Source organism: Deinococcus marmoris (assembly GCF_001949125.1).
Lineage (GTDB): Bacteria > Deinococcota > Deinococci > Deinococcales > Deinococcaceae > Deinococcus > Deinococcus marmoris_A.
In genome coordinates this window covers 42,877-58,186 of sequence record NZ_MSTI01000044.1, presented here as the reverse complement: position 1 = coordinate 58,186, position 15,310 = coordinate 42,877, and the positions used below count along the sequence as shown (strand labels likewise).

13 protein-coding genes are annotated in these 15,310 nt (G+C 64.5%); 5 read left to right on the top strand and 8 right to left on the bottom strand.

What is annotated here, in order from left to right; translation table 11 throughout:
• Nucleotides 1-214: 214 nt before the first annotated feature.
• The gene (locus BOO71_RS06785) at nucleotides 215-1,054 is read left to right on the top strand and encodes a DegV family protein (protein WP_075831194.1); all 840 of its coding nucleotides are present in this window, start codon (nucleotides 215-217) and stop codon (nucleotides 1,052-1,054) included.
• Between the two features lie 86 nt (nucleotides 1,055-1,140).
• On the opposite strand, the gene ileS is transcribed toward BOO71_RS06785, so the two are convergent.
• Nucleotides 1,141-4,335 carry an isoleucine--tRNA ligase gene (gene ileS / locus BOO71_RS06780; RefSeq protein ID WP_254843064.1) on the bottom strand — a complete coding sequence of 1,065 codons (3,195 nt, stop codon included), beginning with the start codon at nucleotides 4,333-4,335 and terminating at the stop codon, nucleotides 1,141-1,143.
• Nucleotides 4,336-4,374: 39 nt separating this feature from the next.
• Nucleotides 4,375-4,704: a DHCW motif cupin fold protein gene (locus tag BOO71_RS06775; RefSeq protein ID WP_075831193.1), complete on the bottom strand. Its 330-nt coding sequence runs from the start codon at nucleotides 4,702-4,704 to the stop codon at nucleotides 4,375-4,377.
• Between the two features lie 634 nt (nucleotides 4,705-5,338).
• On the opposite strand from BOO71_RS06775, the gene rho reads away from it, so the two are divergent.
• From rho to pdxT, 3 genes are all read left to right on the top strand, one after another.
• Nucleotides 5,339-6,622: a transcription termination factor Rho gene (gene rho / locus BOO71_RS06770; RefSeq protein ID WP_075831217.1), complete on the top strand. Its 1,284-nt coding sequence runs from the start codon at nucleotides 5,339-5,341 to the stop codon at nucleotides 6,620-6,622.
• Nucleotides 6,623-6,816: 194 nt separating this feature from the next.
• Entirely contained in the window at nucleotides 6,817-7,716 is a 900-nt protein-coding gene (gene pdxS / locus BOO71_RS06765) for a pyridoxal 5'-phosphate synthase lyase subunit PdxS (protein ID WP_075831192.1), read from the top strand.
• The gene (gene pdxT, locus BOO71_RS06760) at nucleotides 7,706-8,323 is read left to right on the top strand and encodes a pyridoxal 5'-phosphate synthase glutaminase subunit PdxT (RefSeq protein ID WP_075831191.1); all 618 of its coding nucleotides are present in this window, start codon (nucleotides 7,706-7,708) and stop codon (nucleotides 8,321-8,323) included. The genes pdxS and pdxT overlap by 11 nt, the downstream gene beginning before the upstream one ends.
• A gap of 85 nt (nucleotides 8,324-8,408) precedes the next feature.
• Here the strand turns inward: pdxT and BOO71_RS06755 are convergent, their stop codons facing one another.
• Genes BOO71_RS06755 through BOO71_RS06735 form a run of 5 tightly spaced genes read right to left on the bottom strand, consistent with a single transcriptional unit; the run spans nucleotide 8,409 to nucleotide 13,181 of the window.
• A complete protein-coding gene (locus tag BOO71_RS06755) occupies nucleotides 8,409-9,599 on the bottom strand; it encodes a Gfo/Idh/MocA family protein (RefSeq protein WP_075831190.1) in 1,191 nt (396 codons plus the stop codon).
• The gene (locus BOO71_RS06750) at nucleotides 9,596-10,624 is read right to left on the bottom strand and encodes a dipeptide epimerase (protein WP_075831189.1); all 1,029 of its coding nucleotides are present in this window, start codon (nucleotides 10,622-10,624) and stop codon (nucleotides 9,596-9,598) included. The genes BOO71_RS06755 and BOO71_RS06750 overlap by 4 nt, the downstream gene beginning before the upstream one ends.
• A complete protein-coding gene (locus BOO71_RS06745) occupies nucleotides 10,612-11,478 on the bottom strand; it encodes a C40 family peptidase (protein ID WP_075831188.1) in 867 nt (288 codons plus the stop codon). The genes BOO71_RS06750 and BOO71_RS06745 overlap by 13 nt, the downstream gene beginning before the upstream one ends.
• Before the next feature lie 27 nt (nucleotides 11,479-11,505).
• A complete protein-coding gene (locus tag BOO71_RS06740; protein WP_254843063.1) occupies nucleotides 11,506-12,483 on the bottom strand; it encodes a dipeptidase in 978 nt (325 codons plus the stop codon).
• Nucleotides 12,480-13,181, bottom strand: a complete 702-nt coding sequence (locus BOO71_RS06735; RefSeq protein ID WP_075831186.1) for an HAD family hydrolase — start codon at nucleotides 13,179-13,181, stop codon at nucleotides 12,480-12,482. Before BOO71_RS06735 ends, BOO71_RS06740 begins: the two co-directional genes overlap by 4 nt.
• A gap of 190 nt (nucleotides 13,182-13,371) precedes the next feature.
• Between BOO71_RS06735 and BOO71_RS06730 the strand changes: the two genes are divergently transcribed.
• On the top strand, nucleotides 13,372-14,529 hold the full coding sequence (locus BOO71_RS06730) for an alanine--glyoxylate aminotransferase family protein (RefSeq protein ID WP_075831185.1): 1,158 nt from the start codon (nucleotides 13,372-13,374) through the stop codon (nucleotides 14,527-14,529).
• A 57-nt stretch (nucleotides 14,530-14,586) separates the two neighbouring features.
• Here the strand turns inward: BOO71_RS06730 and BOO71_RS06725 are convergent, their stop codons facing one another.
• Nucleotides 14,587-15,291, bottom strand: a complete 705-nt coding sequence (locus tag BOO71_RS06725; protein ID WP_075831184.1) for a metallophosphoesterase family protein — start codon at nucleotides 15,289-15,291, stop codon at nucleotides 14,587-14,589.
• Nucleotides 15,292-15,310: the final 19 nt, after the last annotated feature.

Here is a 15,310-nt window from a genome sequence, read left to right as displayed (position 1 = left end):
AGGGTTGCACTCACGGCCCGAAGAATTTGAACGGCTGGCAAGTCTGTCACGGCTGGGAAGTATAGTGCCGCCGCCCGCCCCTCACTGTCGGAAATCACCTTCATGTCGAGCGGGTCATTCAGGCCGAACCTACCCCCTCCTCCCTCCCCCAACGGCGGGAGATACGCGAGAAACAGTACAGAAATTGAGATGAGTGTGGCCTGAGAATACATGAATGATCGCTGTTCTCACGGATTCCACCTGTGACCTGCCCCCCCAGCAGGCCCACAAACTTGGTATCCACATTCTGCCGTTGACCGTTCAGATCGAGGAGCGGGCATTGCTCGACTGGCAGGAAATCGACCCTGACGCGGTCTACAGCCACATGAAGGCGGGCGGCACGGCCAGCACCGCCCCGGTGGCCGTGGCCGCCTTCGCCGCGCGTTACCGCGAACTGCTGGACACCCACGACGAGGTGGTCAGTGTTCACCTGTCGGGCAAGCTCTCGGAGACCGTGGAACATGCCCGGCAGGCCGCAGCACTGCTGAATCTGGAACGGCGCATTCATGTGGTAGACAGCGGTCTGGCCTCCACACCCCTGGCCGAGGCGGTGCTGGCTGCCCGCGCGGCCCTGCTCAGCGGCGGTGATCCGGCTAGCGCGGTTCGGGCTGCCGAAGCCGTGCGCGCCCAGCTTCACGCCGAATTCAGTGTACCGTCGCTGGACTACCTGCGCCGGGGAGGACGGATTGGCCGTGTTCAGGCCCTCTTCGGCAACATGCTGGGCCTGCGCCCGATCCTGGGGTTCGAGGGCGGTGAGTTGAAGGCCCTGCGGCGTTGCAAGGTGGACCATGCCACCGATGACATGCTGGACGGCCTGCGCCAACGCTTTGGCAACGAAGCCCTGTGTGTCTCGGTGATTCATGCCGGGCGTGACAGTGGCCGCATGCAGGCGCTGCGCCATGCCGTGACCAGCAGCGGTCTGAATGTCAGGAGCGCCCGCATGCATCTGATGGGTCCGGCCATCGGCGCGCATGTGGGGCCGGGAACCTTTGGATTTATGGCGCGGCCAGCCTGATGGGTTGTGGGCTGTAGGTTGTGGGGAGTAGGAAAAGATGAAGGGACGCGGCGAAGATTACGCCGCGTCCCTTTTTACGAGCCATCCTAAACCGTCAGGCCGTCCGCCTCCAGCTTCTCCAGATAGGCTGCGCCGCCCTCTACCTCGGTCTTAAAGCCTGATGCCTGTCCGAAAACCAGCGTTTCGGCCAGCGTCTCGGACATCAGGTAGTCCTGCCACGCCTCGGCAGCGGCGCGGGCCTCGCCTTCCAGTTCCAGATGCAGCGTGATGCGGTCCTGCACCTCGAATCCGGCCTTTTTGCGCCCGTCCTGGATGCCGCGCACCAGATCGCGGGCCAGCCCCTCCAGCTCCAGCTCACGGGTCAGGGTGGTGTCGAAGGCCACCAGATACCCGGCCTCCTCCTGAGCGGCGTAGCCTTCGGGAGATTTGGCATCCACCAGCACCTCGTCCGGCCCCAGCTCGAAGCGTTCGCCCGTGGGCGCAAGCACCTCGAATTGCTTGCCGTCCCGCACCGCCCGCGCGATCTCGGAGGCGTCCGCCGCTGCCAGGGCTGCACGCACCTGCGGCACCGCCTTGCCAAATTTCTTGCCCAGCAACTGAAGGTTAGGGCGCAGGGCGTAGCTGACCAGTTCGGCGTACTGATCCAGGAGTTCCACCTCCTTGACGTTCAGTTCCTCTCTGATCTGCTCACCGAAACGTCCCAACGCCGCCGTCATCTCCGGCGTGCGGGCGCGCAGCATCACGCGTGGCAGGGGCTGACGCTGGCGCATACCGCTCCTGGCGCGCACCGCCCGGCCCAGGCTGACCACCCGCAGCACGGCGTCCATCTCGCCCACCAGCGACGGCGCGGCCAGGGCCTCGTCCACCACCGGCCAGGGTGAGAGATGCACGCTTTCTGGCGCGCTGTCGTCCACACTCCGCACCAGATTCTGATACAGCGTCTCGGCCAGGAAGGGCGTGAACGGCGCGGTCAGTTGCGTGACCGTGACCAGCGCGTAATGCAGCGTGGAATAGGCACTCAGATCCACCTGTCCATCGCCGCTCCAGAAGCGCCTGCGGTTGCGGCGCACGTACCAGTTGCTCAGGTCCTCGGTCACGAAGTCCTGCAAAGCCCGGCTCGATCCGGTGGGATCGTAGTTTTCCAGCCGCTCGGTCACGGTCTCGATCAGCGCCTGCACCTTCGCCAGCAGCCAGCGGTCCACTTCCGGGCGGTCTTCCAGCGGCGGCGCGGCCCGCAGGTCCGGTTTGTCCAGATTGGCGTACAGCACGAAGAAGCTGTAGGTGTTCCACAGCGTCAGGAAGTAGCTGCGGAACGCCTCGCCCACCAGATTCATCCCAAAGCGGCGGCTCAGCTCAGGCGGCGCGGACACGTACATGTACCAGCGCGCGGCGTCGGCCCCGTACTGCTCGAACACTTCCCAGGGGTCCACGATGTTGCCCTTGCTCTTGGACATCTTGAAGCCCTTCTCGTCCAGGATGTGACCGGAGCAGATCACCGACTTGTAGGCCACCGAATCGAAGACCATCGTGCCGATCTGGTGCAGGCTGTTGAACCACCCGCGCGTTTGATCGATGGCCTCCGCGATGTAGTCGGCAGGAAAGCCGCCGTTCTCGAATTTCGCCCTGTTCTCGAACGGATAGTGATGCTGCGCGAACGGCATGGAACCGCTGTCGTACCACACGTCCATCACGTAGGGCACGCGCTTATAGGTCTCACCGTCCAGCTCGAAGGTGATGTCGTCCACGAAGGGGCGGTGAGGGTCAAAGTCCGGCCCGGTCAGCTCTGGCCGTCCGCTGAGTTCCGCCAGTTCGGCGTAGCTGCCCACAACTTTGTATTTGCCGCCGTCCGCCGTTTCCCAGATCGGCAGCGGCGTGCCCCAGTAGCGGTTGCGCGACAGGTTCCAGTCGATCAGGTTTTCCAGCCAGCCGCCGTAGCGCCCGTTCTTGATGTGCGGCGGGTGCCAGTCGATGGTCTGGTTCAACTCGATCAGCCGCTCTTTCATGGAGGTGTTGTTCAGATACCAGCTCTCGGTGGCGTAGTACATCAGCGGCGTGCCGCAGCGCCAGCAGTGCGGGTACGAGTGCATGAAATTCTTGTCGCGCCACATCAGGCTGCGCGCCTTGAGGTCACGGATGATGTCCTGGTTGGCGTCGCGGAAGAACACGCCCTTCCAACCGTTTTTTCCTTCTGGCCCGTAACGGTGTTTCCCTTCCGGGTCCACGCCCACGATCACCGGGAAGCCGTAATTCTTTGCCAGCCGCATGTCGTCCTCACCGAAGGCCGGGGCAGTGTGGACGATGCCGGTGCCGTCGCTGTCGGAAACATAAGTATCCAGGCCACTCATCCAGATGGGTGCGCCGTCGCCCTCAGTCTCATACGCCTCGGTATAAAGAGGTTCGTAGCTCAGCCGGTCCAGTTCCGTCCCTTTAAACGACCTCACCACTTCCGCGCCCTCGCCCAGCACCTCGTCCAGCAGCGTGCGGGCCAGGATCAGCACCTTGCCGTCCTTGTCCCTGGCGGCTACGTACTCGAACTCCGGGTGGATGGCGACGCCCACGTTGTAGGGCAGCGTCCACGGCGTCGTCGTCCAGACCAGAAACGCCGCGCCCGCCTCCAGCCCCAGCTTTTCCGGCTGTTTCAAATCAAAGGTGATGTAAACGCTGGGGTCCTGGATGTCCTTATAGCCTTCGCTGACCTCGGCATTGCTCAAAGTGGTGCCGTCTTTCGGGCAGTAAGGCGCGACGCGGAAGCCCCGGTACAGCAGTCCTTTCTTCTCCAGCTCGGCCACACTCCACCACACCGACTCGATGTAGTCCTTGTGCAGCGTCATGTAGGCGTCGTCCAGATCCACCCAGTAGCCCATGCGCTCGGTAAACCTGCGCCAGTCGGCCTCGTACACGAACACGCTCTGGCGGCATTCGGCGTTGAATTTGTCGATCCCGTACGCCTCCACCTCGCGCTTGGAATTCAGCCCCAGCTTCTTCTCGACGCCGATTTCCACGGGCAGGCCGTGGGTGTCCCAGCCCGCCTTGCGCGGCACATGGTAGCCCTGCATGGTCTTGAAGCGCGGAAACAGGTCCTTGAAACTGCGCGCCTGAACGTGGTGGATGCCCGGCTGACCGTTGGCGGTGGGCGGCCCCTCGTAGAAGGTGTAGACCGGGCCATCCTGCGTGCCTTCCAGGCTGCGCTCGAAGATTTTCTGCTCGTTCCACCACTTGAGGGTGGTTTCTTCCATCAGGGGAAATTTGGGATTGGGTTCGACGGGATTAAACATGGACATGGGGAAACCTCGGTGGGGGAGAGTGGGGAGGGAGCGGTGCTAGTCGACGATAAAAAGTTTTGCCCCACTTGCCGTGCTGGAGCGGTGGGCCTCGGCGTGATCGGCCACCTGATAGCTCTGGCCGGGGAGAAGGGTGAAGGTGCGGCCATCTTCCAGTTCGGTGTCCAGTTGGCCGTCCAGCACCAGCAGGATGTGGCCCTTGCTGCACCAGTGATCGGCCAGATAGCCAGGGGAATACTCCACCATGCGGACGCGAATGCCGCCGAAGTTTTGGGTGCGCCAGTGGGCCACACCCGTCACGCCGGGATGTTCGGTCACCGGCACCGCAGACCAGTCGGTGACGCCAAACGGAATGTCCTGCATCTGCATAGCTTTCCCTCCCAACCACAACGAGAAACGAAAAAAGACGACACGCCTCAGCTTCACTGCTGGGACGCGCCGCCTCTTAAAAGCGTCTGCGTGGTACCACCCAACTTCGCCGCATCCTGCTCCGGCCTCGTTGCAAGGCCCTCTGTCGGGGGGCGTCCGGGCGGGTCTAATCGGCCTGTGTGGGCCTTTCTTCCGTCTGCGCGGGAGGTGATTTTCGCTTGCGGTGGCGGTGTCTGTCAGGCTTCCACCATCCCTGACTCGCTGTTTATCGACTGCCCTGCCGAAGCTACTGTCCTCGCGTTCGCATCTGTCTGCTCACCCCGTTTTCAGGAGTGGGGACATGGTAGGGCGGCGGGACCGTGCGGGTCAATGCGCCAGATGACAGATCGAAGAAAGAGACGTCCCGTCGAAGGAGGGGACGTCTCCAGGTACATCTGCCCGGAATCTCCACAAATTCGCGTTATGCTGTGGGTTGATCCGTCCGCCGCCGCCCGTTTTGCCCACGATGCCCTGTGCCCGGGGCGCTTATATTCCTTGCCAGGAAGTGCCACATGAACCTTTTGTTCCCCGTTTTATCTCAATTCATCCAGAAGACCTCGCCATACTTAGCGGGAGGCGGGCGGCTGTGACGGAAATGAGCGGAATCAACGCCTACACCGCCACGCTGCCGTTTCAGGAGCTGCAGCAGAAAATTCTGCCAGAGCTGCACCTGATCGCCGCCGGGTACGGCATCGACAACTACCGAAAGCTGAAAAAAGATGCCCTGGCGCTGGCGATCATGGAGCATCAGGCCGATGCCGAAGGCCAACTGCTGGCGCGCGGCTACCTGGAAATCAGCGCTGACGGCTACGGCTTCCTGCAATCGGACCTGCTGGACCCCAACAGCCGCACGGTGCTGGTGACGGCGGGACTGATCAAGGCCAACCACCTGCGAACGGGTGACGACGTGATAGGCCGCGCCCGCCGCCCGCGCGAGAACGAGCGTTTCGGCTCGCTGGTGCAGGTGGAGGCAGTCAACGGTCTGGACCCCGAAGCCGCCCGCCGCCGCCCCCGCTTTGATGACCTGACCCCCACCTTTCCAGAACATCAACTGGTCCTGGAAGACCCCGGCAACACGGATGGCCTGAGTCTGCGCGTCGTCGATCTGCTGGTCCCCATCGGACGCGGGCAGCGGGCACTGATCGTCGCGCCGCCGAAAGCTGGGAAAACCACCCTCCTGAAGCAGATTGCCAACTCCATCGTCAAGAATTACCCTGACGTGACCGTGATGGTGCTGCTGGTGGACGAGCGCCCGGAGGAAGTGACCGATTTCCGCGAGAGCGTGCAGGGCGCGCAGGTGGTGGCCTCCACCTTCGACGAGCCGCCACAGCACCACGTCCGTGTGGCCGAATTCGTCCACGAACGCGCGCGCCGCATCGTGGAAGACGGCGGCCATGTGGTCATTTTGCTGGACAGCATCACCCGTCTGGCCCGTGCCAACAACCTGGTCACGCCGCCCACCGGGCGCACCCTCTCGGGCGGCCTGGACAGCAATGCGCTGCACTGGCCCAAGCGTTTTCTGGGCGCGGCCCGCAATATCCGCGAGGGCGGCAGCCTGACCATCCTGGCCACGGCGCTGGTAGAAACCGGCAGCCGCATGGACGACGTGATCTTCGAGGAATTTAAGGGCACCGGTAATGCCGAACTCGTTCTCTCGCGCCGCCTGGAAGAACGCCGAATTTTCCCCGCGCTGGACATCATCAAATCCGGCACCCGCCGCGAGGAGCTGCTGCTTCAGCCCGAAGTCCTGAAAAAGATGTGGCTGCTGCGAAAGGTCATCAGCGACATGGACCCCGCCGACGCGATGGAAATGTTGCTCACGCGCATGGGCAAGACCCGCAACAACGTGGAATTCCTGCAAAATCTGGCGGGCGGCTGAGCTTTTTTCTCTGTAGAAAGCTGACACTTGTTTTTTCTTTTCTGACCCTGGATGGCTCCTGCTATCGAGGGTCTTTCTTCCTGTGTCGGGCCTTCCGCCACAAGTTCAGGCTGCCAACCCTGACCTGAACTGACCCCATTCAATATTCATTTCTGGCCCTATGCAGGGGGTCAGTCGCGGCCTATGCTGCCGTCATGAGCGATTCACAGAACGGTATGCCCCAGCAGACAGATCTCAACTTCGGTTTCGCCGAGATGTTCAAGGGCGGCGTGATCATGGACGTGGTCACCGCAGATCAAGCCCGCATTGCCGAGGCGGCGGGCGCAACTGCCGTGATGGCGCTGGAGCGCGTGCCAGCCGACATCCGCGTGGACGGCGGCGTGGCCCGCATGAGCGATCCGAAGATGATCAAGGAAATTATCGCGGCGGTGACCATTCCGGTGATGGCCAAGGTCCGCATCGGCCACATCGTCGAGGCGCAGATCTTGCAGGCCCTGGGCGTGGATTTTATCGACGAATCGGAAGTGCTGACCCCCGCCGACGAGCAGTTTCACATCCTCAAAACCGAATTCAAAGTTCCGTTCGTCTGCGGAGCAAAGAACTTGGGCGAGGCGTTGCGCCGTGTGGCCGAGGGAGCCAGCATGATTCGCACCAAGGGCGAGGCGGGGACCGGCAACGTGGTGGAAGCCGTCCGGCACGCCCGCACCATCCTGGGCGAGATTCGCAGCATCCAGGCCCGCCCCGTCGAGGAACTGATGACGGTGGCCCGTGACCTGCAAGCCCCCTACGAACTGGTGAAATATGTCCACCAGCACGGCAAGCTGCCTGTGGTGAACTTTGCTGCTGGAGGCATTGCCACGCCCGCCGACGCCGCGCTGATGATGGTGCTGGGGCTGGACGGCGTGTTCGTGGGCAGCGGCATCTTCAAGAGCGACAATCCCGAGCGCCGCGCGCAGGCCATCGTCAAGGCCGTGACCCACTATCAGAACCCCGAATTGCTGGCCGAGATCAGTGAGGATCTGGGCGCGCCCATGACCGGTATCAACATCGACGATCTGATTCCTGCCGAACGTCTCGCTTCGCGTGGCTGGTAAACCGCTCAGAATTGGCGTCCTTGCCCTTCAGGGCGCATTCCGTGAACACTGCCGCCTGCTGGACTCGCTGGGGGCGGCAGTGCGGGAGGTGCGCCTGCCCGCCGATCTCGCGGGCCTCAATGGCCTGATCCTGCCCGGCGGGGAGAGTACGACGATGGCCCGCCTGCTGAGCGAGTATGCCTTGTGGGAGCCGATCCGGGACTTTCATACGAGTGGGAGAGCCATCTGGGGCACCTGCGCCGGGGCCATCCTGCTGGCCCGCGAGGTTCAGGGTGCGCCGCCGCAATTTGGCGGCAGACAGCAGAGTCTGGGGCTTCTGGACACCACTGTGCAGCGCAACGCCTTTGGGCGTCAGATCAATTCCTTTGCCGCTCCCCTGACTGTTCAGGGCCTGGATTTGCCCTTTCCCGCCGTCTTCATTCGCGCCCCAGCCTTTAGCGGTGCTGGGGCAGATGTAACGGTTCTGGCCGAGTGGGACGGTCAGGCCGTGATGCTGCGCCAGGGCCGAATTCTGGCGACAGCATTTCATCCTGAATTGAGTGGAGATGCCCGAATCCACAAGCTCTTTATAGAAATGGCACAAGAAGCTCAAGCCGCAAATACGTAGCAAATACAAATTTCACGAATAAGATTTATCGTGAAATTATTCACTTTCTCGTTCCAAACTGTAAGCATCTGGGAATTCAGACAACTCAGCGAAGCCGGGAGCGCTCGGCAGCAGACGCCATCCGGTGGGAATCCAGCGATTCGGAGAGAGGACTGGGAAGCCCCGCCTCGCCTCGCAGAAAGGCCAGCCAGCCGCGCACCAGCCCCACATCGCCGCCACCATGATTGCCATCCGCCGCCACCGTCCAGCGCTCCACGGTGCCGTGCCGGAAATCGTGGAGTTCCAGCTCACCGCGCTCCATCTGCCCGCGCAATTCGCCGTGTGTGCCGAGCAGTTTGAGGGTGCGGGTGTTGTTGTGCGTGAAGGCGCTAACCGTCAGATCGGCAGTCACACCATTGGCAAAGGTGACAGTGACGGCCTGGTGATCGGCCACGTTGTTCAGCCCCAGGTACACGCATTGGCCATATGGACCAGTCTCCAACGCTCCAGCCAGACTCTGTCCCCCGGCGGTCAACACCGTGTTGGGCCAGCTTTCCAGCGGGCGACTGCCGTAAATCTGGCGCGCGTCGTAAGGGCAATCCACTACCGGGCAGGTTACGCAGCGGTCAGACGCTGCTGCTGGCGCGTTCTCGGGGCGAAAGTGAAACAGGCCGCCCTGACTCTGCACCCGCAGCGGCGGCGCGTCCGCGAACCAGCGCAGCAGATCCAGATCATGGCAACTCTTGGCGAGAACAAACGGTGCCGCCGGGGGAGAGGCCCGCCAGTTACCCCGCACAAACGAGTGCGCGTAATGCCAGTACGCCACGTTTTCCGCATGCTGGATGCCCACCAACTGACCCAGCCGCCCGGAATCCAGAACCTGCTTCACCTCCCGAAAGAACGGCGTGGCCCGCAGCACATGACAGACCGTCACACTCCCAGCCGACTGGGCCTCGGCCTGGAGCAACAGGTCCAGTTCGGCCTCGGCCAGACAGATCGGCTTTTCCAGCAGCACGTCGTAGCCCAGCGCCAGAGCTTGCAGGCACGGCTGAACATGCTGATCATCGGGGGTAGCGATCACCACGGCGTCGGCCACCCGCCCCAGCGTGAAGAAGTTATCCCAGTGGGAGAAACAGACTTTCGGCCCGAGGGCATGACGCCCGGCCACCTCCGCGAGTCTGCTGGCGCGGGGGTCCACCAGATGCGTGATGCGTGCGCCCTGTGCAGCCAGATGCCGGGCATACACATCTGCGCCCCGGTTGCCGCAGCCGATGACGGCGACGGTGACCTCCTTCATCCGCGCGTCACGCCCCAGCCCACGCCCTGCGGCCTTGCCAGTTCGCCCGCCGTCCACTCCAGGCCGGTAAACGGATCGTCGGCCAGCAGCAGCGCCCCGTCCAGATCGGCCCAGTCGCACAGTCCGGCCAGATGCGCGGCGGCAGAGATGCCCAGACTGCTTTCAATCATGCAGCCGATCATGACGCTCAGGCCGTGGGCGCGGGCCAGTCGCAAGGCCGCGAGCGCCTGAAGCGGGCCACCCAGCTTGGCAAGTTTGAGGTTCACGCCGTCAAAAGCTTCAGCCAGAGCAATCACGTCGCGGACATGGTGCAGGCTCTCATCGGCCACCAGGGGCACGCGCGACAGGCGGCGCAGTTCGGCGTGGCCCGCCAGATCGTCCGCCGCCAGGGGCTGTTCCAGGAGTTCCACACGGGCGGCGTCCAGCACGCCCAGCATGCGTTTGGCCTGTGGGCGCGTCCAGGCGGCGTTGGCGTCCACACGCAGGGCCACCTTTGGGGCTTCCTCGCGCAAGGCTTCCAGAATTGCCGTGTCCCGCTCCGTCCCCAGCTTGACCTTGAGAACCGTGTGCCCAGCGGCCACGGCCTCACGCGCCTGCCGCCGCATATCGGGGATGTCGGCCAGGCTGACCGTGTAACTGCTGCGGGGCAGTGGGGCGGGGGAGAGGCCCAGCAGTTTCCAGACGGGTAGGCCCACCGAGACCGCGCACCATTCCAGCGCCGCCATCTCCAGCGCGCATTTGACCGAGGGGTGATCGTGTGGCATCCGTGCCGTGAGGCCCGCGCGCAGGCCATCCCAGTCCCAGGGATCGGTCAGCGCTTCGGCCAGCAGCGGCAGCACCGCCTCCACCGTGCCGTGCGTCTCGCCGTAAAAGGCGTTGGGAGCTGCCTCGCCCCGGCCCACGATTCCATCCTGAGTGAACGTGACGATGGTACGCGGATAGACGCTGTGCGTCCAGCGGGCGATGCCGAAGGGCTGGGCGGTGTGTAGTTCCAGCGTTTCCCAGGAGACGCTCACGCCGTCCACCGTCCGAAGCCCGTGCAGCCTTCCGCCAGCTTCTGTCCGTACTCGCCCTCGCCCAACGTCTCCACCGTGACGCGCATGTGGGTGGCGTTGGCGTGGACCATTCGCCGCTCGTCCAGCATCAGGCCGACGTGGCCGGGGAAAAAGGCCAGATCGCCGCGCTGGGGCCACTCCACCGCACTCAGAAATTCCTGCTGCTGATCGGCGTCACGGGGAATGAGCTGCCCGAACGCACCGAACACCAGTTGCGTCAGGCCCGAGCAGTCCAGACCCCAGGCGCTGCGCCCGCCCCAGACATACGGCGTGTCCAGAAAGCGCATGGTGAGCGCCGCCGGATCGGCCTCGGGGATGGGGGAGAGCGTGGCCTCGCCCATCCAGCCGTCCTTGCCCCCAGGAAGCGAGACTGGCAGCCAGGGCCGCCCACCCTCGGTCACGGCTTCGCCCGACGCGCGAATGATCCTGGCCCCCAGACACAATTCCCCGACAATCGGCTGGCTGACCTTTGGCCCGGCGTAAGCGTGGGCACGCAGGGCAGTCACCGTCAGTAAATCGCCGTGCTGTGGTTCGGTCAACCCCGCTGCCGGAGTCCACCCCAGATAGCGGTCATGGACGGTGCGGACATAGGCCCAGCCACCCGCGTCGTCCCACAGCAGTTCCAGTGCCTCACCGGGCAGCGCCTCCGAGACCTGGGCCGCGTCGGCGCGGGGTCCAGAGCGCAGACTTAAACGGCTGGTGGCAGCTATTGGACGTGGAGTGATGTAGGTCCATTCGCCCTCTGAAAGCTGGCCGCGCAGGGCGTCCTCAGCCAGCCGGGAGTCGGGCTGATAGGCGTGGGTACGGGAATCGGGGAGGTGCATGTCCGACAGGGTAGCGGGAAACGGGGGTTACAGGTACGCCGTCAGCCAGCGCAACCAGTTGTTGGCCGCCACCGCCGCGCGATGTTCTTGGGGCACTTCATCCAGAAAACGCGGCAATTCCGAGTATCGCCCGATGCCCACGGGCGTCTTCTCGGATCCGAAACCGCCGTCCATGTCGCTGCCCAGCGCCACCCGGTCCCAGCCGACAAGTTCGGCGTAATGGCGGGCGTGGGCGGCCAGATCGTCCAACGTCGCGCCATTCTCCGCCCCCTGTTTGATAAACGAACTCAGGAAAACCAGCCCGATCACGCCGTCCGCTGCCGCAATGGCGCGGGCCATCTCGTCGCTCAGATGGCGGTTGCCAGAGACCAGGGTGCGGGAATTGGAGTGGGAGGCGATCATCCTCGGCCCAATTTCAGCCGCGTCCCAGAACGCGGCGTCGTCCAGATGCGAGGCGTCCAGCGCGATGCCTAGATCGCGCATGGCCGTCACCAGCACTTTGCCCACGTCCGTCAAAGGTCCCGGCGCACCCGTGCCGCCCGCATACCGTGTCGCGCCCCACGCCGGACCGATGAGCCGCACGCCAGCATCCACCCAGAAGCGCAGGTCATCAGCGTCCCGCAGCGGGTCCGCCCCTTCCATCAGCAGCACGACACCCAGCGGGGCATCTGCCTGGGCCAGATGGGCGCTGACCTCGGCCCCAGAGCGCAGCAGCCGGAGAAAACCCCCGTCCTCCCAGCGGCGGTACACGTCCAGTTGGGCCAGCGCCTGTGCCCGCGCCCCGGCATGATCGGTGTAGCCCTGCGGCGAGTCGGGCGTGCGTGGCAGCGCGAACAGCGTGCCGAAACAGACCCCCACGCCCGCTGCCCGCAACTCCGTGAAAGTGGTGGTGGCGGTCTGGCCCTCCACCGGATCAACGCGCCGCAACTCTTCCGGCGTCAGCGTCAGATCGCGCCCGCTGACCGCGTTGTAGGCGAGATCCAGATGCCCGTCGATCAGTCTCACGCGCGCACCAATTCGCCCACCAGCTCCAGCACCGCGCGCAGATCGTGGATGGCGTTCCGGTCCTGACCTTGCAGATCGATCACGGTGGCCTGCATGCCCAGCGCGCGGGCCGCCTCCACATTCTCGACCTTGTCGTCCACGAACAGCACCTCCTGCGGGCGCAGTCCCAGCGCCCCCGCCGCGTGCAGGAACGCACCCACGTCCGGTTTATGGATGCCCACCGAACACGTCGCCACCGCCACGTCCACCAGATCGGCCAGCCCCACCTCTTCCAGCGTGCGGGCAATGCTGGGCAGCGTGTTGCTCAGCACGCCGATTTTGAGGCCACGGGCGCGCAACTCCTGCAAGACCTCGCGGGCGTGCGGCACGGGCTTCATGAACCGCTCGTAGGGATAGGCGGCCATGAAGGCGGCAGCGTCGGAGGCGGGCAGGCCCAGCCGTTCCATCAGCTCCAGGCCATAGCTGTCCCAGAAGGCCGTCTCGTCGTCCTCGGTTCGCAGGTCCCACCACGTCAGCGCCCGCTCCTGCCACTGCCCCAGCATCGCCGTGCCCACTGCGCGGGCGTCCAGGCCGTACTTCCCGGCAGCCCAGCGCGCGGCCTCGGCGTAGACCTCGCGGTCCGTGTAGGCGATGGTGTCGTCCCGGTCAAACAGAACGGCTTTCAGGGGAGTGGATTCAGTCGGCGGCGTGGCGGTCATAACGTCAATCCTAATGACTTTGCACGCCGGGGAGGTGACGGCGGACTGAATCGAGCCTGAATTTGGAGGCGGGCAACCGTATTGCTCAGTTATGGCAATTCTGACGCAATAAAATTGTTTTATCTGAGTTAGAAATCTAATCTAGCGCAATAAAGTTGCTAAACTGGCTTCAAAACTCTATTCTCCTGCCATGCCCCTGGACGCCTATCCCGAACACATCCTGCTGACCCCCGGCCCCACCCCGATCCATCCGCGCGCCATGCACGCCATGACCCGCCCGATGCTGGGCCACATGGACCCGGAGGTGTTCGCCCTGAACCGCGAGATTCAGGACGATCTGCGCGTGATGTACGGCGCGGAACCCGAGGGCTTTACGGCGCTGCTGGCAGGAACGGGAAGCCTGGGCATGGAGGCCGGCTTCGCCAATCTGGTGGAGGAAGGTGACGAGGTGCTGGTCTGCGCCAACGGCAGCTTTGGCCGCCGCATGGCCGAGATGGCGGCCCGCTACGGCGCGCGGGTGCGGCTGGTCACGGCCCCACTGGGCGAGGCGATCCGCCCTGAGGATGTGGCCGCACAACTGGCCCACGGCGGCGATATCCGCATGGTGGCGGTGGTTCACGGCGAGACGAGTACCGGCGTGCTGAACCCGGTGCCCGAGATTGCCGAACTGGTGCGCGGCACGGGAGCTTTACTGACCGTGGACGCCGTGACCACCGCCGGAATGGAACCCTTCCATATGGCCGAGTGGGGCGTGGATTACGCCTACACCGGCGCGCAGAAGTGCCTGAGCGCCCCCCCCGGCGTGGCCCCGGTGGCCATCAGCGAACGGGCGCTGGCGCGCTATGCCGCCCGCCGCACGCCCACCCCGCTGTGGTACTGCGATTTCGAGGGCCTGCGCGACTACTGGACCCGCCACACCTATCACCACACCGTTCCGGTCAACCTGCATTTCGCCTTTCACGCTGCTTTACAGGCCGCGCTGGAGGAAGGCATGGAGGCCCGCCAGCGCCGCGTACAGCAGGTGGGCGAGGCGATTGTCAGCGCGCTGAAGCCGCTGGGCTTCTCGCCCTACGTGCGCCGCCCAGAGGACCGCCTGCCCACCGTGCTGGCCCTGCGGCTGCCCGAGGGCTTTGACGACGCGGGCGTGCGTCAGGCGCTGCGAAAACGCGAAATCAGCGTGACCGGCGGCCTTGGCCCCACGGCGGGCGTGATCTGGCGGCTGGGCCTGATGGGCGAGGCGGCCCGCCCCGGCCCCTACCGCGCGCTGATGACGGCCCTGGAAGACATTCTCGGCGAACGCGGGCTGGTGGGCAGGTTCGACGAGTCACTGGACGGCGTGCTGGTCTGATCTCCAAAACGAGAGGGGGCAAGTCAGAACGACTTGCCCCCTCTCGTTTCCGCCCCGCTACCCCATCCGCCCCGTCTTGATCACATCCGCAATAACGGGCGGCAGGTTCCAGGCCATGATGTCGAAGGCGCTGGAGGCGTAGTCGTAGGTCACCTTGTGCAGCGACACCTTCGGCTTGCGCCCGACGCAGTCCACGATCACCACATCTGCGCCCGGCTCATGGTTGAGGCTCAGGCCCACGCTGCCCGGATCGACGAAGGTGGTCTCGCCGATGACGCGGCTAAACGGCACATGCGAGCCGCCCACCACGATCACCCGCGCGCCCAGCGTCTCGGCCAGCTCCTCCAGTTCCCGCTCGGAGGACATCAGGTCCAGCCGCTGTTCGGGGTCATGGGGGCTGCCGTGGAAGTAGCGCACCCGGCCCACTGGGGTCACGATCCGTCCGCCCGGCGGCAGGCGGCGCAGGAAATCGGTCTGCTCGGGTGCCAGCATCTTCTTGGTCCAGGTCAGCACCTGATCGGCCACGCCGCGCCGTCCCTCGCGGTCTCCCAGATCGATGGCGACGCGCATGTCGCTGGACCCCAGGCCGGTGGGCCAGCCCTCGCGCTTGACGAAATCGATCACCGGGCCGGGGCTTGCGCCGTAGCCGACCAGATCGCCCACCACGATCACCTGATTGACGATGTTCTCGGTCAGAAACCGTTTGACTGCCGTCAGGGCATGGATATTTCCGTGAATGTCGCTGATGAAAGCCAATCTCAAAGTGCCGTCATCTTAACCC

Bases quoted from the DNA above. Each gene is read 5' to 3' on its own strand.
- BOO71_RS06775 (WP_075831193.1), bottom strand. From the start codon at position 4,704: ATGCAGATGCAGGACATTCCGTTTGGCGTCACCGACTGGTCTGCGGTG.
- rho (WP_075831217.1), top strand. From the start codon at position 5,339: ATGAGCGGAATCAACGCCTACACCGCCACGCTGCCGTTTCAGGAGCTG.
- BOO71_RS06785 (WP_075831194.1), top strand. From the start codon at position 215: ATGATCGCTGTTCTCACGGATTCCACCTGTGACCTGCCCCCCCAGCAG.
- BOO71_RS06730 (WP_075831185.1), top strand. From the start codon at position 13,372: ATGCCCCTGGACGCCTATCCCGAACACATCCTGCTGACCCCCGGCCCC.
- BOO71_RS06755 (WP_075831190.1), bottom strand. From the start codon at position 9,599: ATGAAGGAGGTCACCGTCGCCGTCATCGGCTGCGGCAACCGGGGCGCA.
- pdxS (WP_075831192.1), top strand. From the start codon at position 6,817: ATGAGCGATTCACAGAACGGTATGCCCCAGCAGACAGATCTCAACTTC.
- BOO71_RS06735 (WP_075831186.1), bottom strand. From the start codon at position 13,181: ATGACCGCCACGCCGCCGACTGAATCCACTCCCCTGAAAGCCGTTCTG.
- ileS (WP_254843064.1), bottom strand. From the start codon at position 4,335: ATGTCCATGTTTAATCCCGTCGAACCCAATCCCAAATTTCCCCTGATG.
- BOO71_RS06745 (WP_075831188.1), bottom strand. From the start codon at position 11,478: ATGCACCTCCCCGATTCCCGTACCCACGCCTATCAGCCCGACTCCCGG.